Raw genomic sequence first — 20,511 nt, forward strand, 5'->3', positions numbered from 1 at the left:
GATGCTGATATATAATTATAAAAAAGAGTTTATAGGAATCGATGAAAAGGACTTAAAAACGTTAGGAGTTGAGGACTTAGCTCAATTACGTACAGAAGCTGCTGATTTTGCTGATCTTTTTGTAAAAACACCTGGATATGTACATAACTTCCAACATGTGCACTGGATCGACTATATCGCTTGTGCTGATTCTACTGAACAACCTAAAGTTGTAATCAATGCAAAAGGCAACCTTTTTAAAGCAGATGTAACTATAGCTACATGTTACCTTGCAGACAACCCTGTAGAAAAAGCTTATCTTGTCAACCTTAACCACTTAAGAGTTCTTACAGATGCAGAAAAGAGTACAATCTCCGGAGATATACTTGACAAACATCCATCTACAGCAGCTACTGAAATTACTCCTATCCATTTTGAAAGCGTTACTACACCGACACAACCACAACCTACTATTACCGAAGAGGTTTTAGAAGATGAATACGATACAAGTGCAATAGCAGAGGTAACACCGGTGGAAGAAGAATACCACCATCCATTAGATGTTGGTGACTTAAGTGTTGATGACGTCGTTGATGATTCACTTGATCTGCATCCTGAATTAATGCCGCAAGAAGAGACTCCAGTAGAGACACCTGAGTCACTTGAACTCCCTGAAGTATTTGAAACAGAAGAAATAAAAGAGGTTGTTGAACAACCGACTGCTGCTCCAGCGCATAAACATAAAGAACTAGATGCAGACCTTGAAAAAGCAATTCACAGTGACTATGTTTACAATCCGCAAATAGCATCTGATGAACTTGGATTACCATTAGACCTTATTGAAGAATTTATTGAAGACTTTATCAATCAAGCCAAAGAGTTTAAACCTAGTTTATATAACGCCTTAGATGAAGGTGATATTGATAATGTAAAAATTCTTTCTCACAAACTTAAAGGGGTTGCTGCGAACCTTCGTATTGAAGATGCTCTTGAAGTATTAACAACAGTTAATACAACTTCTGATCTTAATATAATTAAGAAAAATCTTGATATTTTCTACATTATCATTGCAAAACTTGCAGGTGAAGAGATTAATTTTGATGAACCTGATGTTGAAGATGATGAACTTATCCTTGACTTTAAAGATGAACCAAACGACACTTTTGAAGTAGCAGAAGAGATTACAATAGCAGACGATGATGTACCTGAACAAATTGAGATCCCTGAACTAGCAGATGACAATTTTGTAGCACAAGATGATATGCCTATAGAGTTTGCTAATGATCTTGAAGCTGATAAACTTGAAATGGAACTTGATGAGCCGTTATCACTAGATGAAACGACTCCGGATCAAACATATAAAAGAGATACTATTGCACAAGAGATAGGACTTGACAGTGAAAGCTTTAACGAACTACTTAATGAGTTTAGCGGTGAGTCTCAAGAGATTATAGCAAGTATGAAAACTGCTATACAAAATTCAGATCTTGATTTTGTCAAAGATCAAGCTCGCCAACTTAAAAGTATGAGTAACAATATCAGATTCTCAGACTTATCAAGTGAACTCCAACAGCTTTTAGATTCTGATTCAACAGATCAGATATCTTTTTCGCTAACTAAAGTTGAAGAACTTTTACAACAAATCTCTACAGAGGATTAACAGATGCAACTAGGACTTAAAAATAGACTTAGATTAATTTCATTACTGCCTATTATTATTCTATTTTCTATTACGAGTTACTTCGTTTATGATTCGTATGAAAATTATAAAGCTGCGCAACAATTGCAAGACAGACTTTCGGCAAACAGAGAGTTAAATACACTCGTAAATAATATATCTCGTGAAAGAGGTATGACGGTAATGTATCTTGGAAATTCATCTCCAAATACATTAAAGTCTCTTATAAAGCAAAGAAAAATAGTTGATGATCAAGCTAAACTCTATTTTGAACACATCTATGCACAAGCTGATAAAGAGCATTCAACTACTTTAAAACAGGAATCAAAACTACTTGAAGATGCAATCAAAAAAATTGTAGCAACACGTCATTTAGTTGATGAACAAAAAACAAACTTTACAGATGTATATGAAAAAATTTACGGTGCTGCGCAAACTATAGCAATCAAACAACTTGAAGAGATCACTTATGATCAGCTCGATTCACAGATCAATGACTACTCTTTTAAATATCTTACATTAGTTAGAGCAAATGAGTTTACGGCAGCGGAAAGGGACTTTATCTCTTTTGCAATTGCACGTTCGACGGAGCTGGATGAGGAAGAGGTAAATAGATGGATTCACCTTGTCTCTAAAGCAGATGCTATCACTTACGATACATTAAGAGATGAAAAACTCATCAAAGCACTAGATGCAATTTTTGTTAATGAAGACGCAATGGAACTTTTTGATGATATCAATACTGAAAGAGCTTCAGTAATGATTTCAGCAGCAGCAGGTGAATATGAGACAAATGCGGGTATCTGGTTCGCAATGCTTTCTGAAAAGACAAACCTTTTATCTCAAGCACAGGAAAAAGTTTTAAGTGCGATGGATAAAAGAGCAATTGCAGTAAAAACTGAAGCTCTTCAGTTTCTTACAATCACACTTACAGTTTGGCTTGTTTCAATTCTTCTTGGTATTTTAGGATATTTACTTTCAAATGAGATTGCTAAAAATATCAAAAACCTTGAAGAGGTTCTTATCCGTGTTGCAGAAGATGCGACTGAACATGATGCTGAAAGTATCAATCTTGATACCGCAAGAGGTACTACTGAAGCGTATAACCTGCTTGAAAAAATTATTGAGCAAACAAGACTTGATAAAGAGATGGCTCAAGAGGCTAGTGAAGCAAAATCTATGTTCTTGGCAAATATGTCACACGAAATTCGTACACCTCTTAACGGTATTGTTGGATTTACTGAACTTCTTAAAGATACTGGTCTTAAAGAGGAGCAACAGGAATTTGTTGAGATTATTGAAAAATCATCAGAAAACCTTCTTGAAATTATCAATAATATTCTTGACTTATCTAAAATCGAGTCTAATAAACTTGAAATTGAAGATATTGTTTTCAATCCTATTGAAGAGTTTGAGAGTGCTGTTGAAGTATACGCTGTTCGTGCAAGTGAAAAACATATCAACCTTGGATGTTTTATTGATCCGGAACTTGAGACACCTATCAAAGGGGATCCTACAAAAATTAAAGAGGTTATTATTAACCTTCTTTCAAATGCTGTTAAATTCACAAGTAGTTCAGGTTCTATTAACGTTGATATTAGAAAACTTGAAGCACCGCAAGAGGGAATCACTCGTGTTAGATTTGAGATCCAAGATAGTGGTATCGGTGTAACAAGTGAACAAAAAGCAAGAATTTTTGAAGCATTCTCTCAAGCCGACACCTCAATTACACGTAAATACGGTGGTACTGGTCTAGGGCTTACAATTTCATCTAGATTTATTGAGCTAATGGGTGGTCAACTTGATCTTCACAGTGAACCTGGGGAAGGAACAACATTCTTCTTTACAGTTGATTTTGAAGAGGTTGAACCTACACAAGACTCTGCAAAAGGAGCATTCTCAAGTATCAACGCTCTTGTACTTGAATCAGCTCATAAACAAAAAAGTCAAGATAGATACTTACGTGAATACCTTGATTTTTACGGTGTTAGTTATACATTATTCAAAGACCTTGCTGAGCTTGAAACATTACAAAGACAGGTAAGTTACGATCTTTTATTTATAGATTTTGATTATACGAATGAAAATGACTTAAATGCATTTAGTTCTATGCCGGAAGAGTTAATACTCTTAACAAAATCGTACTATATGAGACAGATAGACTCAATGGGTCTAGATATTTTTAAAACACTTTATGAACCGCTCAATAATACAAAGTTAAAATTAACTCTTGAAAACTTTAGTAGTTCAAACTTTAGTGCAAAAAAATCTAAAAAAGTTAATCGTAAAAAATATAATGCAGAATCGGCAAGATTTAATGCGAATGTATTGGTTGCTGAAGATAACATCATTAACCAGAAACTTATCAAAAGAACGTTAGAAGATCTAGGTTTAACAATTGACATAGCATCAAACGGTCTTGAAGCATTCCAAAAACGTAAAGATGGAAACTACGATTTAATCTTTATGGATATCCAGATGCCTTTCTTAGATGGTATGGAAGCTACTCAAGAGATTTTAGAGTATGAAGAGGTATATAATCAACCTCACGTTCCGATCTTAGCCTTAACGGCAAATGCTCTTAAAGGAGATAGAGAAAGATTCCTTGAAGCAGGATTGGATGAGTATACGACAAAACCTCTAGTTCGTGCTGAAATAGTTACCCTATTGAACCACTTCCTAAGTGATTATATTGTTTATGAAGAGGAGATTACGGATAGTGCCGAAAACGGTGATGAAGCTCCTGTTGAATCTGCTCCTGAAGTAGCTGAAATAGCTGAAGTTGAAGAGGTTCAAGGTCTTGAAGCAGAAATGCCTCAAGAGTTGACACAAGAAGAGACAGAAGCTATGCAATATGATGCAGATGTATTGATTGCAAACTATAGTAAATTTAATACAAAACTATTTGCCAAAATATTAACAGACCTTTCATTTGAATATGATACTGCTAATACACAAGAGGTTCTCAATGAGAAACTAGACAACTATAAATATAAAGTGATATTAGCTGATACATTATTTAAAGATGCAGTAAAAGATCACACCGACACAGATGTACTGGTTTTCGAAGATTCGGTTAACAAAGATAAATTAAAAGATTTATTAAAACAATATATGTAGAGGAATAAATTATGACACAAAAAGACTTAGTAGTACTTGCCGTAGATGATGATATGATTAACTTAAAGTTATTAAAATCGATGCTTTTAAAAACTGGTAACGTTAAAGAGGTTATTGAAGCTAAGAACGGTTCAGATGCTATCGGTGAGCTCAAAGGACGTAATGATATTGATTTAATTCTTTTAGATATCATTATGCCTATTATGGGTGGAATTGAAATGCTGAAAGTTGTACGTGCAGATGATTCTCTTCGTCAACTTCCTATCATTGTATTAACAACAGATGAAACTAAAAAAGCTGAAGCACTAGAAGCTGGAGCAAACGGCTTCTTAATGAAACCGATTAGAAATGACGAATTAATCGCAAAAATGGATACTGTAATCGTTTAATCTTCTTCTTTAAAACAAGTTCTATACAAGAACTTGTTTTAACACCTCTTCTATTCTTTTAACTCCAACTATTTCCATAGCATCTTTAACCTCTTTAGGTATCTCATCAAGATCTCTTTCATAGTTTTTCTGTGGTATCAGTACTTTTGTCATATCTGCTTTGTGTGCAGCTATAAGCTTCTCTTTAAGTCCGCCGATTGGAAGAACATCACCGTTTAAAGAAACCTCACCCGTCATCGCTACGTCTGAACGTATTTTTGCCGAGCTTAAAATAGAAGCGATAACACTTACCATGGCAATACCTGCACTTGGTCCATCTTTTGGTGTAGCACCGTCTGGAACGTGAACATGTAGATCATAACGTTTATATACTTCACTTGGATCTACTTTGATATCATCCTCTTTCTCTTTAAATGTTACAGGGATATTTTCTGCCGATATTTTTAATTTTCTTGTATCTATTAAAGTCTTAACTACACTAAAAGCAATACGAGCAGACTCTTTCATAACATCACCAAGACTTCCCGTTAACTGCATAGTCCCCTTCCCTTTAATACGGATAGACTCTATTTTTAAAACATCTCCGCCTACAGCTGTCCACGCTAAACCATTAACTACGCCAACTACAGGTACTTTATTTGTTTTTTCGATCTCAAAAACACTTTTATCAAAAAACTCATTTAAATTATTAACACTCACAGAGATCTTAGTAAGCTTATTGTTTTTGAGCATCATCAATGCCGCTTTTCGACTCATCTGAGCAATTCTACGGCGTAAATTACGCACACCCGCTTCACGAGTATAGCTATGAATCAACTCTTTAAGTGCCGGTTTTGAAATTGTCACTTCAGATTTTTTAAGTCCGTGCTTTTTTAACTCTTGCGGTATAAGATATCTTTTTGCTATCTCATACTTCTCTTGAGGTGTATATGAACTGACGGTAATAAACTCCATTCTGTCAAAAAGAGGTTTCGGAATACGCCCAACATCATTTGCCGTTGCAATAAAGATTACGTTTGAGAGATCAATATTAAAGTTTGTATAATAATCACGGAATTCACTGTTTTGTTCAGGGTCTAAGATCTCTAAAAGTGCCGCTGTAGGATCACCGCGTCCGTTACGAGTAACTTTATCGATCTCATCAAGTACGATTACAGGATTCATTTTCTTTGCATCAATTAAACCTTGAACAATACGTCCCGGCATTGCACCTACGTATGTACGACGGTGCCCGCGAAGCTCATTAACATCTTCCAAACCGCCTAAAGCAATACGTACTAGCGGACGCTTTAGCGCAGAAGCGATAGAGTTTGCCAAAGAAGTTTTACCTACACCCGGAGGTCCTGAAAAACAAAGGATAGCACCCGCCGATTTTGTCTGCTTAATACCACGCAGTTCAAGTAACTCTTTCACTGCAAAATATTCAACAATTCTATCTTTTGGTTTTTCAAGAGAGTAATGGTCTTTATTTAGCTGATCTTCAACCTTGTTAATATCTAAAGACTTCTTGCTTATAGAACCAAAAGGAATTTCCAATACCCAGTCAAGATAAGTTTGTGTCATTGATGCATCGGAAGAGTCTGGATGCATTCTTGAAAAACGCTCAAGTTGCTTAGAGATCTCTTTATAAGCATCTTCAGTCATCTTTGATTTTTTCGATTCAAGTTTTTTACGATACTCTTCGATCTCTTCATCACGCGCCGTGTCAGTTCCAAGCTCTTTTTGGATCTGTTTTAACTGCTCTTTTAAAAAGTACTCTTTGTTTACTTTTTCAATGTGAGTATGTACTTTAGAACGGATCTCTTTTTGCAGTTTATTTGCTTCAATCTCATCAATAAGATAATCAATTAAATCTAAAAATCTTTTCTCCGTATCTGTTTCTATAAAGAGTTTATATGCCTGCTCTTTTTTTAATTTTACAGTTGAACAGATAAGATCAATTATACGGTTATGGTCATGGTTTTCTTCAATCGTACGTAAAAGATCCGGTGGAAAATAGTTACTTACACCTGAAAGTGTACGCACTTTTTCACGAACAACTTCTAAGATTGCATCTATTTTTAAGCTGTTTACCTCAACCGATGGAATAACATCTACATGAGCTGTTAAAGGTTCATCTGAAACCTTATTCAACATTTTAGCGCGTGCTAAACCTTGAAAAAGTACTTTCACACGGCCATCAGGCAAGGAAACTTTTCTCATAATAGAACCAACAACACCTGCATCGTAAAGAGAGTCGTATTCTCTTTCACCGTCATGTTTAGGCTTTGTTGGACAAACAATCACCAAAGAGTTATCCTCTATCGCTTTTGTAGCAGCATTTATGTTTTTTTCATCACTTAAAAAAAGTGGAGATATCATAAATGGATATAAAAAAATGTCATCCTCTGCGATAACAGGAATATCAGCAGGGAATTCTCCGTAATTACTTAGTTTCATATCTAGCCATCCTTATTTTGTCGAATTATTCTCTTGTACAGAGTTTCTTGAAACAACGCTTTGTGTTTCAGGTATCATGAATCCATACCAACTTGCCGTTCCATCCCCTTCAAACCACTCTCTGTACCAAGGGCTGTTTGCTTTGTCTATTTCATCCCACTTGATCCAAGGCTCAGGTTTTATATCTCTATAATATTGGGCAGATTTATATTTATCTACTCTGTCATATAAAGAAGCTATCGTTTCATTTAAAGCAGCCTCTGAAAGATACAATTTTGTAAGCATAGAATCTACCAATGCATAATAATCAGAACCTGGATAGTTTCTCTTGAATGCTTCAGCAGCTTTAATAGCATCTTGAATAAGAACCTGATCACGTCTTGGATTTGGTAACGATAAATATTTTGCTTTAATCTTTAAAAATTCTGCAAACTCTCTCTCATTTTCATTAGCATATCTTTTTATATATTCATCTAAAAAATGTTCGCTTAAAAGATACTCTTCCTCATACATATGAGCAATAGCAAGTATCATTGTCGCTTCCGGTAACAAAGGGGAACCGATATGTTCACCTTGAAGTGATGAGTAATAATCATCCGCTTTATCTATATTTCCATCCGATATAGAACTGATGATCTTTCCATACCAATAGATAGCCGGTTTATTATACTCCTCAACATCTTTTGAACAAGAGCTAAACAGTACAATAGCACTTACAAAGAAAAAGAAAAGCTTCAATCGATTTTGCATAAAATATTCCTATTTAATAATTAGTATTGTTATTTTATCCAAAAGATATATAATAGTGTTTAAACACTTTTATTTTTAAGATATAAGATAAATAATCTATTACATTATATTTATTTAATTCTATTTAAGCTATACTTAAGTGATAAAGTTAGACAATTGAAGTGTAGGTAACTGTAACTTTACTACTGAAAGAAAGTAAAGTTTAGAGTAATTTTCTTACTAAAAAGGTGTTAGAGATGAGAAGTAAGATAGTTTTATTTTTATTTGTTTTTTCTTATTTCGTTGCTAATATTCATGCAGCAGAATATGTATGCCCAGGAGAATCTGTCCTTAATATAGATGGGGCAAGTAATGATGCAAATGCAATATACAGTGAAGATTCTACAGGTTCTTATAAATCAAGATATTTTCAATTTACTCCTAGTGTTGGTGGAGAGATGACTATATCTTATGGTCAAAACGGTACTTTAACTGAAGAAAAACAAACTTTTATTATAGGTACTTCGTGTGACAGTGACAATGTATATAAACAAACAAGTGGACTAACAAGTGACTCTGCAACGTTTTATGTCGCTGGTGGGCAGACTTATTATGTAAGAATTCAAGAAAAAAATGGTAATGATGCTTTAAGATTTACAGCAAACTTTGAATTTAAAGCCATAAAAATTGGATTCGAAAACGCAGTATACAGTATTGCTGAGGATATCAACCTAGCGGATAATGACATACAAGCTCTTGCACTTACTTTAAAACTTACTCATCCTGCTACATTTGATATTAGTGTAACATACAGTACTATGGAAGCAACACCGCAATCAGCTATTTCTGAAGAAGACTTTCGAGCTTTAGTACAAACTGTTACTTTTGCAGCGGGAGAAACAGAAAAAACTGTTTACATTGATATCATCCACGACGTTCCTATTGAACTTGAAGAGAACTTTTTTGTACAACTATCAAATATAACAGTAGATTCTGCTTATGCTAATGTAGTAAGTTTTGGTAACTATAACCCTACAGAAATAATTATCTTAGAACAAAACAATTCTCCAATATGTTACGATGAAGATTTTTCCGGAAATTTAGATACGGACTGGAGGCTCTTATATAGCCAAGGTGGGTACACACCGCAAATTGTAAATGAAAGACTAAGAATGACTTCCGCAACTGGTGGACTTTCAACTGCGATGACGAAAGACTATGAGTTTGCCGCTGCAAATAATCTTATCTCTATCGAGTTTGATCACTTTGCTTATAATGGCAGTGGAGCAGATGGTTTTGCTATTGTTTTATATGACTCTTCAATTGGAGCTTCACCGGCTCCCGGTGCATTTGGTGGTTCATTAGGCTACGCACAAAAATGTCAAAGTGGTGTTTCTGGATGTAGTAGTGACTGTACAGTTTCTGGTGGCTGTCCAGGTTTTGAAGGTGGATGGCTTGGACTAGGACTTGATGAATTTGGTAACTATTCTAACCCTACTGAAGGAAGAATCGGGGGGACAGGCTTTATATCAAATGCTGTTGCTATCCGTGGTCAAGGAAGTGGTCAAACTGGCTATACATATTTAGCAGGAACAAGTACACTCAATCCTGTACTATGGTCTTCTACTACTAACTATTCCGGTGGTAGATTTAGAATGACTGTAGACTCTAGAGATCCTACACATCTTTATATTACCTTAGAAAGAGATAGCAACAGAGATGGAACATATGAAAGTGTTATCATTAACAAATTTGATGCAATTGGAAGTCAAGGAGCATCACCAGAATATGTTAGACTGGCAGTAACTGCAAGTACAGGTGGTTCAAATGCTGTACATGAACTTGACGATCTTCTAGTTAAAGGTGTTTGTAGAGCATATTATCTTTCTTTACCAGATTTTTCAACTGGTTTTGTAGATGCTGTTGATACTTACAGTGATGCTACGTATACTGATGCGAATGGACCAGATTTAACAACAAAAATATCTACGAAAGACGGATACAATTTTGATGCTGTATATCTAGGCAGTGATGGAACAGGTGTAGAGACATATGCTCCTACTGGTACTTTTGATACGCTTCCACTAACAGTTGAAATCACACTTTCTGATTCAACATGTACAGAAGATATAGCACCTACAGCAGAAGATGGTACTCCTTATGGATGGGCAGAGATATTCCCTGGAGAGAGTTCTGGAACTACATTAAGCCCACTTACAATGCCATCATTAGCAATGAGTGATTCACGCTTAAAACTTAAAGCTTTGGACTGGAATAGCCTTTTTAATTCAATGAATGTTAGTAATAGCTGTAAGCAGAGTTCAACACACGGTTCTTTATGTGGTGTTCCAGCTTGTTTAGGTTCAGCTTTACAAGCGAATGAAGCATTTCCACCGGAAGACAATGCTACTAATGAGTATATTTTAACTGCATGTTACGGTTTGAGTGAAGATGGTTCGGGAAGTATTGGTGCAGATTCTCCTTGTCAAGTTAATAACTACACAGCTAACTGTGGTGGAGTTAAGGATGGTGCAACTATTAATCCACCTGAGTACTCAAATAAACTTGGTTGTCTAGCTTGTATTATGGGTGCACTTGCAGAATCAACATGTTCTGTTGATCATTTTGCACTAAGACCAAGTGCATTCCTCATCGATAGTTCTGAATCTGAATATCCAGACTTAATGCGTGCTGCACAAGAGTATAATACAACTATAACTGCTGTGGACTATGGAACTACAACACCAACTCAAGACTACAACCAAACTTCTAGTTATATATCAGGGAATGGTATTATAAAATGGAATGCAGCAACTCCTCGAGCTGTCGACAATACTTTAAATGGAGCTGTTACTCTTGGTGATTTCAATATAACAAATGGTACATCTACATACAATGGTATAAGTGGGGAAGTTGCCAGTGTTTCATATAGTGATGTCGGTTTCATTACACTACATATAGAAGATATCAATTGGTCTGCAATAGATTCAGATGATACTACTGGAGATTGTTCGGAAACTGGCAGATATATATGTGGAGATAAAAATGTCACATTTATCCCACACCATTTTTCATTTGTCGATCTAAATATTACAAATAATGATGGAAACCCTGGTACATTTACATATCTTGCAAATCTAATTCCAGGGGACACATCAACATATTCTATGGCAGCCAGAATTACTACACGTATAGAAGCAAGAAATAAATTAGATGCTGTAACTGAAAACTTTAGAGATGGGGAATTCTATGAAAACCCACTAGCGATAACTATATATTACAATGACGGTATTCATTCAGAAGCAAATGCATCTAATATCATCCCGGCAATTTTACTTGGTTTTGGAGTTGATAATGGCGATCTTAACGGTACTAGAACATTTCTTTGGAATGATGATAGTAACCTTTCGAAAGTATTAAGGTTCAACATCCCAAGAGTTGTCAATATACCTACAAATCCTTTTGATATTAACGGTTCAGATTTAAACATTACAATTGCATCAGAATATACAGGAACTGCACCTATTGGAACTGTTACTATACAAGATGATGATAGCGGTATAGGAACAGCATCTGGCAAAGCTACAATGGCATATGGTAGGTCTCATGCAAGTAAACAAAGATATGAAATAACTACAGATGGTGAATTAAACAATGCCAATATTTATTATGAAACATATTGTTTTGGTCAAGATTCAACATTAGTGGACTGTAATACTACACTTATAATTCCATTCTCACTTAATTTACAAAGAACAGATGATATAAGATGGTATAGAAACACTAATCATGTTGCGCCAACACATGGTATGATTCTCAATGTAAGTGAAAAAGCCACTACAACACGAGTTAATACAAGTAACTTAAATAGCACTACAAATCCAAGTACAGTTGATCTAAGTTATGATGCTTCATTAGGATATCCTTACCAGACAACAATGGAGATTAATGCTTCACAATGGCTTATTTACGATCCGGACAATCCAAATGCGACTCGTAATGAATTTCAAGCAGAATTCAATAAAATGAGTACAGGTTGGAGCGGTGAACATGAAACGAATAGTACAACAAATGTAGAGGCCGGGAAAAAAGCGAATAGGAGAATAAGTTGGTAATCAGAATGAACAATTTAAGAAAAAGAACTGCTTTTACCATGATTGAGTTAATTTTTGCTATTGTTGTTATAAGCATTGTTGTTTTATCTGTACCTACTTTTATGCAGGTATCGGAACAAAATGTAGAAAATAATCTGGCACAAGAGGCTATATTCGCAGCTTCTGCAGAATTGATGGGTGCAACTAGTGTTTATTGGGATGAGAACTCCATGCAAGATTCGAACTTCAGTGCATTATCAAGAGTTATCGATATCAGTAATGACTGTAATTCTACTACGAATTTACGTCCCGGTCATATTAATCAGCCATTTCACAGAAGATGTTTAGATAACCTCACGACTTCTCCAGCCAATAGTAACGGTGGTTCAGTATATGATCTGAATGATCTTACACTCACCCCTCACACTGCTTTTACAGACACAAAAGGTCCATCTGGATATAAAACAGACTATCTGAGCACATTAAGCGTTACACAAAAAAGTACAGATAATAATGTGAAAATTGTGACTGTAACAATTACAGATCCTGATAATAATCCGATAACTAAATTAAAAGCAGAAGTAGCAAATATTGGTGAAGTTGAACCATATAAGAAAAGGATGTTCTAATGAAAAAAAATGCTTTTACTATGTTAGAACTAATATTCGTAATAGTAGTAATGGGAATTCTTGCAAAGTTCGGTGTAGAACTTCTTGCTCAAATTTATAATAATTTTGTACACAATAGTGTCAATAGCTCTCTCCAAGAAAAAAGTCAAAACGCAGTAGAATTAGTTGGTTCGCGTTTACAGTATAGAATTAAAGAATCAATTATCGCCAGAAAAAGTTCTGACGATACGAACTTTACCTCATTGTCTACTGCAAATAGTGATGATTATAATATACTTGAATGGGTGGCGACCGATATTGAAGGTTTTAGAGGAAGTACAAAACCTCTATGGAGTGGTATCATCGATCTTGATAACTCAAATGCGACCCTACTCAAAACTCCTGAAACCAACACTACAGCTATAAATGATTTAATAGATGCTCTTTCTAATGGTAATTCAAGTTTAGCAAATGCAGCTATCTATTTTCCAGGTTCTAATACAAATGTACATACCGATTATGGTTGGCAACGTCCAACGATAAAATTCACTGATCAAAACCATACTATGCATCCTGTCAAAGCCGGTGCAATCGATGAACTTGTCCCTCGAAATGCAGACACTAATGCTATAAATAGTTTGAGTGGCATTGATATCTATGAAAACTATCAACTCGCGTGGACTGCATATGCAGTTGGTATAGATGATTATAATGACTCAACAAATACGGGTACTTTAAAACTTTGGTACGATTATCAGCCTTGGGAAGGTGAAAAATATAGTGACGGTACTGAAGTTAAACTTATGGAGAATGTTAGTACGTTTAGATATAGAGCGATAGGCTCTGTTGTTCAGATCCAAGTATGTACAAATTCCGATCTTATAGAGGATTACTCAATATGCAAAGAAAAAACAGTATTTTAAAAAGCCATAGAAATGGTTTAGCCATGATTATGGCTATAATTGTAATGGTTCTCATAGGAACAATTGGTGCATTATCATTACGTTTAATCACACAAACGACTAAAACAACAACAGATATTTATCTTTACGAACAAGCATCTATTTATGCAAAAAGTGCTGCAGAACTTACACTTTTAAAAATTGCAAAAGACGGCTGTTTAAATAACTATCTTATAACTTTCGGTGAAACTTCAGATATCCAATATGATGCAAACGTTACTATGCAATATATCTACACAAATAATTCAGGGCCTGTCGGATGTAATGTCTATACTCAAACAACACCTGTAACAACTCCCGAACAAAACGGTTCAGTATTGATGGATGTCACAGTTACACTTCATGATGTAAACTTAACTACAGAACCTATCAGATACTTCCGTAGAAGCATCCAAAAACTGTAAACTTCTTGGTTATTTCTAAACTTATAAATGCTATAATCTAATAAAAAAGGATTATAGTATGAATATATCTTTAACTGGTAGAGGTTTAGAACTTACAGATACTATCAAAGATCATATGAGAAGCTCGATCGAAGCTCTTAAAAAATACAATATGGACATCATCTCTGCAAACGCAGTTGCAAGTTCTCAACACAAAAAAGGGAAAGAGCATTTTAATGTTGAGTTTGTTTTAAATCTTCCTCAAAAACATACTATTGTTATTAGTCAAAATGACGGCGACCTTCATGCTGCTATTGATATTGCTTTAGAACGTGCTGAAAAAGCTCTTCGTCGTCTACACGATAAAGAAGTTGATCACCATAAAACTGGTTTAAATGAGATCAAATCTGAAAATGTAGATGTAAAAGAAGTAGCAGCTGAACTAGAAGATGAGATAGTTCCTGTTGAACTTGAACTTTACAAACCACGTGAAGTTGAAGATGTTTTAAACGACTTAAAAGAGTCTGGAAAAATGTTTGATATTTTCATCGACAATGAAGATAAAACTCGTGTTCTTTACAAAAGAAACGACGGTAAATTTGGACTATATTAATAGGTCGTTTTTCACTTCAGAAACAATTTTTTCATCAAGTGCGAAGTCAAAGTATTTAAACTGACTTCCGCTTTGATTTGTCCCTTTTAAGAGGTCTCCGCTTTTTCTATAACGTAAATCTAAATTTGCAATATCAAATCCATTGGTAGTTTTTACAAACTCCTCTAATCTCTTTGATTCTTTTTGGTTTGTATAAAGATAACAATACCCCTTTAAACCTGTTCTACTTACACGACCACGTAACTGGTGTAAAGTGGAAAGCCCCAGCCTCTCGGCCCCTACAATAACAACAGTAGTTAGCCTCGGCAAAGATATACCTACTTCTACGACTGTAGTAGCAATTAGGATTGAGCCATCTTCTCTAAAATCTAGTAACACCTGTTCTTTCTCTTTGTCTTTTCCATGAGTAACATATACGTTCTCAAAGTTTTTTTCCCAATACGATCGAGCTTCATCTATACTTTGATACTCTAAAACCTCACTCTGTTCAACTAGCGGATATACAAGCAGTACTTGATTATTCTGCGCTATCTCACTTTTAATATGTTCAAGGAGTTCTTTAAAGTCACTCTTATGGATCACTTTTGAATCTATATCTTTTTTATAAGGGGTAGAAGTGATCAGACTCACATCGATATGAGCCGATTCTATCATTGCTTGCGTTCTTGGAATTGGCGTTGCCGAGAACTGTAGATAGTGTGGTTTTTTCTCACCATAACTTACCAATTTCTCTAACATATTTCTTTGAGCAGTACCAAAACGGTGCTGCTCATCAACCATCACAACTCCCGCTTCGGGCAACTCTCTATATAGCAGTGCGTGCGTACCGATAATAAAGTCATACTCGCTAAGATCTACCTTTTTCGTTTTATTTGTGACAAGTACAGACTTCACATCTAAAAACTTCTGTGCCTCTTCATAGAGTTGATTTGCCAGTATTGTAGTGGGTGCCATCAAAATGCTTTTATAAGGCATCATCATATAGGCACTAGCAAGAATAACCATTGTTTTTCCGCTTCCTACATCACCGACAACCATACGTCTTGCAGCAACATCTTTTGAAAAGTCGTTTTTAATATCTTCAATAGCACCTATCTGCTCAGGTGTCAGCTCAAAAGGGAGTTGTTTTGCCCAAGGTTTATAGTCACTTTCTTTAGTGATCTGAGTCTGAAAGTATCTTCTTTTTTTAGTAAGTTGGGAAAGATATGTAAAAAGTTCTAAATACTTCAATGCATGTAAATTATCATCACTTAACTCTTTTTGCGGTAATTCATCTGGAAAATGTAATCGTAAAATTTCATCTGCAATATTCTCTTTAAGACCCTCTTGCAGTAAGTTTTCTTTTGTCAACAACTCTTCTGTAAATCGGTTCATTACATCATTACGTAAATTTGATCTATATTTTGAAAAAATTTTTCCTGTTTGAGTGATCTTCTTTGGCATACTCATACTACAGTGCCCCATTTTACAATCAACAAGACCATAAAAGAACTCTCTGCTGCCAACACTAAATGCATGCATCATATAAGGTTTTGGTTTAAATATTACACCTTGAATAGTGTGTCCGAAGTTGTGTGCAAAAAAAGTGATTTGAAGTGAATTCGGTGCACGATATACAGACTCGATCGTAGCATCTATAACTTGTGGTTTACCTGGTACTAAAGTGGAGTTTATGCGGTAGTCTTCATATGAAGATGGAACACTAAGTGCCAACTCCAATAGGGAGTTGATACCAAGTTTTTTAAATTTTGCCTCTTGATCTTTTGAAAGTTCCATCCCCGTCTCTTTTTAGCTATATGGGAAAAACTATAACAAAAGTTTTATTAGAAAGGACAAAAGATTGCAAAATGCAATATATTAACCGTTTACTCTTTTGTTTCTTTCTTCCTCTTGTGCTTTGTAAAGCTCAGCACATCCGCGAGAAAGTTCACGAATCTTTAAGATGTAATTTTGACGTTCAGTTTGTGAGATCGCTTTTCTTGCATCAAGAACGTTAAATACATGTGAAGCCATCATACATAGATCGTACGCAGGTAACGGTAGTCCTGCTTCAAGTGTTCTAAGACATTCAGTACTTTTTGCATTAAATTCATCAAAAAGCATTGCAGTATCTGCTACTTCGAAGTGGTATTTAGAGAATTCTACTTCACTCTCTTTATGTACATCTTTGTAATATGTTTTATTACCGTCTTTATCGATATTCCATACGATGTCAAAAACAGTATCTACACCTTGAAGATACATTGCAAGACGTTCAGTTCCGTATGTGATTTCGGCAGTTACCGGTTTACATTCAATCCCGCCTACTTGTTGGAAATAAGTAAATTGTGTAACTTCCATACCGTTTAACCAAACTTCCCAACCAAGTCCCCATGCACCGAGTGTCGGAGATTCCCAGTTATCTTCGATAAAACGGATATCGTGTTTTGAAACATCAAGACCAAGATACTCTAAAGATTTTAAGTATAATTCTTGGATATTATCCGGTGATGGTTTTATAATCGCTTGAAACTGATAGTATGATCCAAGACGATTTGGATTTTCACCGTATCTACCGTCAGTCGGACGGCGTGAAGGTGCTACATATGCAGTAGCCCATGGAGTAGAGTCTAGTGATCGAAGAAAAGTAGCCGGATGAAATGTTCCTGCACCTGCGGGGATATCATAAGGTTGAACAATATTACAACCCTCTTTCATCCAAAATTCTTGTAGTTTTAATAACATTTCGCTAAATGTAATCATTCGTTTATCACCTCAAAATTAATTGTGAAATTATACAATCTACTCGCTTTTTAATTTATAAAGTTAGTATTTAATGATGGCACCGATCTTTATATACTTGTCATTTGTTGTGCTGTCCGGTTCCCAATATCTATATGTTCCAACCGTAATCTCGTTTGATTTATCAATCACCTGTCTTGAATAAACATACTCAATACAAAAATTTACTTCATCAGTGTAGCTGTACTCTACAGGGATGCTTAATTCAAATGTATTAGCACTTCCCAGCTTAAACTCATCACTAATAGTATTAGCGATCATTGTAGGAGCAATTCCATATTTATATTTTGCAATTAAACCAATATTAAAATTGTCTATAACTTCTTTTGAAATACCGACAACAGGTGTTACATAAAACCAACTATAAAGTTCATTTTGAGTACTGGACAATTCTCGATACCAAGCATGATATCCAACTCCAGCTCCATATATTAAATCTATCGCTGAAAACTCTTTTTTTAATGTGTAATCAACACTTAAATCGTATAAAATATTAAATGTAGTCGATTGTAAACTTCCGTAAGGGAGACCACTATCAATATATGAGCCGACATAGTCTGAACGCCCAGTAATTCCAGAAAATCTAAATCCTAAATTTGAACATCCATATGCACTACATGATAAGTCTAAATCATATCCAAGTTCAAAACCTAAAATAGCATTTGATTGTTCACTATCTAAAATGAGGCCATTCTCGTCATATTCTCTATAATCCATCTCCATATTAACAAGCGAGATTGAATAACTTCCGCTTCCTGCATATAAACTTGAATATAAAAGCGCTAAACTTGCTATGTTCAAAAGTTTCTTTTTCATGAGATTCCTTATGTTAACTTACAGATAATATCCCCTACTTCTTTACCTAAAGAGGATGCTACTACATTGCATTTTACTTTAAGTAGGAAGCAAATATTTTCTCTTTTTGCCGGGCTCATACACTCGTAATTACCCATCCCTTTGCTAATTACAAGATCGACATTATCAAAAAGTTTTTTTGCTTCTTGGCTTGCTCTTTCGTACATAAATCCAGGTGTATTTACACCACTGTCTACTAAGTTACATAGTGTATCGAATCCTGCCTCTTTAGCTTCTTTCATTGTTACGTCGTTAATGATAGGATTACCACGTACCATGTATGAAAGCTCTTTTTTGGGGTAAAGTTCCTGAAGTGTTTGGATAAAAAGATGATCAAAAATGTGTTCCCCCACATTATCACCTATCACAAGTATGTTTTTTGCTTTATGCACCTCTTTTGCAAACGATTCAAAATCATCATGGGCAAAATCTATATGAAAAATATTTTCCAGTTCCTCGTGCAGATCAAATTCAACCTCAGCAGCAAGGTCTATCACATTACCGGCTACAGCTATTTTAGTTGCTGTTAAAAGCTTGTTCTCACTTTGGAAAAGTCTCTCTTTAAGTAAGGGTATAAAAGAGATTGCCTTTTGTGTGGAGTGTTCTTTTACCTCATCATAAAGGTCAAATTTATTTGCAATCTGAGCCATTTTTTCATACACATCGGCTGCAATTTCAGGGGGAGTTTGTTCAAAAGAGAAGTTTTCACTCATCTTTTCAACAGTTGAAGTAAGTTTGTTTGAGAGTGTTTTATCAGCGTTGATCGAATTAGCTACTTTAAAACTTTGGTTAACTATGCAACCGACACAAGCCTCATCTATTTTCATTATGAAGTGTGCTCATCTATCGCTTTATTCCACATCAGTTTGTATTTTCTTCTCATAAACTCAACCTCTTGCTGAGAGAGTTTGAGTTGTTCTTGAAGTGTATGGATTGTTTTTCTATCTTCATCATAAAGTTCTTGTAAGGAAGCTAATGCTTCTCTTAAAAATTCATTCTCTGTTTTGATTGACTCTATCGTCTCATCTTTTGCATCAAGAACTTTCTCATGAAGATTTATAATTGTCCCTATAGTTTTTTCAACAAATTCCGGTTGAACTATCATTTCGTGGATATTTCTTTGTGATAGCTCTTGTAATTTTGCAGGAACGACAACTTCAGTGGCACCCTTTGAAGGATCTATATAGCGTACACCATCTTCAACTTTAACACTTAACTTTCCGCGCTCGATCAGATCCTCGATCGCACTAAGCTCAAGTCCTGTTAGTTTGCTATATTCTTCATCACGCATCCACTGCATTGTCTACTCCCGCATATTTATAAATTAGCTAATGATAGTTTCTATCTCTTGCGAGTCCATCTCAACTTTTTTTGCTTTTGCAATTCTATCTTCTTGTAACTTGATAGCTAGCTCTTCATTCTCCAGCGCTAAAATTTGCATCGCTAAATATGCAGAGTTAATAGCTCCGGCTTTACCTATAGCTACTGTAGCAACTGGCATTCCAGCTGGCATTTGAACAGTAGAAAGAAGTGCATCAATTCCACTTAAAGCAGATCCAGACATAGGTACACCAATGATTGGTTTTACTGTTTTAGAAGATAAAACACCCGCTAAATGCGCTGCCATACCCGCTGCAGCAATAAAAACTTGTGCACCTTTTTTCTCAGCTTCAACTATATACTCTTTAGTTCTCTCAGGAGATCTGTGAGCAGATGAAATAATCATCTCATAGTTTACACCAAAAGCCTCTAATGTGTCAGAACACGACTTCATTACCTCATAATCACTTTTTGAACCTATAACTATAGAAACAAACTTCATACTTTTATCCTTACTTATTTTTACAGTGCAAGTATATCAAATTGTTTTTTAATAGAGTT

Annotated in this window: 16 protein-coding genes; 8 read left to right on the forward strand and 8 right to left on the reverse strand. The window is 35.2% G+C overall.

What is annotated here, in order from left to right; translation table 11 throughout:
- The first annotated feature begins 1 nt into the window (after position 1).
- The 3 genes from QWY88_RS06825 to QWY88_RS06835 are packed head-to-tail and all read left to right on the forward strand — an operon-like array spanning position 2 to position 5,166.
- Positions 2 to 1,639 (forward strand): Hpt domain-containing protein, encoded by a 1,638-nt coding sequence (locus QWY88_RS06825; RefSeq protein WP_304545442.1) that lies wholly within the window; start codon positions 2 to 4, stop codon positions 1,637 to 1,639.
- 3 nt (positions 1,640 to 1,642) lie between these two features.
- On the forward strand, positions 1,643 to 4,777 hold the full coding sequence (locus tag QWY88_RS06830; protein ID WP_304545443.1) for a hybrid sensor histidine kinase/response regulator: 3,135 nt from the start codon (positions 1,643 to 1,645) through the stop codon (positions 4,775 to 4,777).
- Between the two features lie 11 nt (positions 4,778 to 4,788).
- Entirely contained in the window at positions 4,789 to 5,166 is a 378-nt protein-coding gene (locus QWY88_RS06835) for a response regulator (protein ID WP_304545445.1), read from the forward strand.
- Between the two features lie 21 nt (positions 5,167 to 5,187).
- Here QWY88_RS06835 and lon read toward each other — a convergent pair whose 3' ends face one another.
- Positions 5,188 to 7,605, reverse strand: a complete 2,418-nt coding sequence (gene lon / locus QWY88_RS06840) for an endopeptidase La (protein WP_304545447.1) — start codon at positions 7,603 to 7,605, stop codon at positions 5,188 to 5,190.
- A 12-nt stretch (positions 7,606 to 7,617) separates the two neighbouring features.
- Positions 7,618 to 8,355, reverse strand: a complete 738-nt coding sequence (locus QWY88_RS06845; protein ID WP_304545450.1) for an outer membrane protein assembly factor BamD — start codon at positions 8,353 to 8,355, stop codon at positions 7,618 to 7,620.
- A gap of 236 nt (positions 8,356 to 8,591) precedes the next feature.
- Between QWY88_RS06845 and QWY88_RS06850 the strand changes: the two genes are divergently transcribed.
- The 5 genes from QWY88_RS06850 to hpf are packed head-to-tail and all read left to right on the forward strand — an operon-like array spanning position 8,592 to position 14,994.
- The gene (locus QWY88_RS06850; protein WP_304545451.1) at positions 8,592 to 12,449 is read left to right on the forward strand and encodes a Calx-beta domain-containing protein; all 3,858 of its coding nucleotides are present in this window, start codon (positions 8,592 to 8,594) and stop codon (positions 12,447 to 12,449) included.
- On the forward strand, positions 12,443 to 13,057 hold the full coding sequence (locus QWY88_RS06855; RefSeq protein ID WP_304545453.1) for a prepilin-type N-terminal cleavage/methylation domain-containing protein: 615 nt from the start codon (positions 12,443 to 12,445) through the stop codon (positions 13,055 to 13,057). Before QWY88_RS06850 ends, QWY88_RS06855 begins: the two co-directional genes overlap by 7 nt.
- On the forward strand, positions 13,057 to 13,959 hold the full coding sequence (locus QWY88_RS06860) for a type II secretion system protein (protein ID WP_304545454.1): 903 nt from the start codon (positions 13,057 to 13,059) through the stop codon (positions 13,957 to 13,959). The genes QWY88_RS06855 and QWY88_RS06860 overlap by 1 nt, the downstream gene beginning before the upstream one ends.
- A complete protein-coding gene (locus tag QWY88_RS06865; RefSeq protein ID WP_304545456.1) occupies positions 13,935 to 14,402 on the forward strand; it encodes a hypothetical protein in 468 nt (155 codons plus the stop codon). The genes QWY88_RS06860 and QWY88_RS06865 overlap by 25 nt, the downstream gene beginning before the upstream one ends.
- Before the next feature lie 58 nt (positions 14,403 to 14,460).
- The gene (gene hpf, locus QWY88_RS06870; RefSeq protein ID WP_304545458.1) at positions 14,461 to 14,994 is read left to right on the forward strand and encodes a ribosome hibernation-promoting factor, HPF/YfiA family; all 534 of its coding nucleotides are present in this window, start codon (positions 14,461 to 14,463) and stop codon (positions 14,992 to 14,994) included.
- Here the strand turns inward: hpf and recG are convergent.
- The 6 genes from recG to purE form a co-directional block, all read right to left on the reverse strand.
- Positions 14,986 to 16,770 (reverse strand): ATP-dependent DNA helicase RecG, encoded by a 1,785-nt coding sequence (recG, locus tag QWY88_RS06875; RefSeq protein ID WP_304545462.1) that lies wholly within the window; start codon positions 16,768 to 16,770, stop codon positions 14,986 to 14,988. The genes hpf and recG overlap by 9 nt on opposite strands.
- 81 nt (positions 16,771 to 16,851) lie before the next feature.
- Positions 16,852 to 17,736 carry a glycine--tRNA ligase subunit alpha gene (glyQ, locus tag QWY88_RS06880; RefSeq protein ID WP_304545464.1) on the reverse strand — a complete coding sequence of 295 codons (885 nt, stop codon included), beginning with the start codon at positions 17,734 to 17,736 and terminating at the stop codon, positions 16,852 to 16,854.
- Between the two features lie 63 nt (positions 17,737 to 17,799).
- Entirely contained in the window at positions 17,800 to 18,591 is a 792-nt protein-coding gene (locus tag QWY88_RS06885; RefSeq protein WP_304545466.1) for a hypothetical protein, read from the reverse strand.
- Between the two features lie 8 nt (positions 18,592 to 18,599).
- The gene (locus tag QWY88_RS06890) at positions 18,600 to 19,457 is read right to left on the reverse strand and encodes a damage-control phosphatase ARMT1 family protein (RefSeq protein ID WP_304545468.1); all 858 of its coding nucleotides are present in this window, start codon (positions 19,455 to 19,457) and stop codon (positions 18,600 to 18,602) included.
- A complete protein-coding gene (locus QWY88_RS06895; RefSeq protein ID WP_304545470.1) occupies positions 19,457 to 19,930 on the reverse strand; it encodes a DUF3972 domain-containing protein in 474 nt (157 codons plus the stop codon). The genes QWY88_RS06890 and QWY88_RS06895 overlap by 1 nt, the downstream gene beginning before the upstream one ends.
- Positions 19,931 to 19,954: 24 nt before the next feature.
- The gene (purE, locus tag QWY88_RS06900; protein WP_304545473.1) at positions 19,955 to 20,452 is read right to left on the reverse strand and encodes a 5-(carboxyamino)imidazole ribonucleotide mutase; all 498 of its coding nucleotides are present in this window, start codon (positions 20,450 to 20,452) and stop codon (positions 19,955 to 19,957) included.
- Positions 20,453 to 20,511: the final 59 nt, after the last annotated feature.

The organism is Sulfurimonas sp. hsl 1-7, from assembly GCF_030577135.1.
In the GTDB taxonomy this organism is placed as follows: Bacteria; Campylobacterota; Campylobacteria; order Campylobacterales; family Sulfurimonadaceae; genus Sulfurimonas; species Sulfurimonas microaerophilus.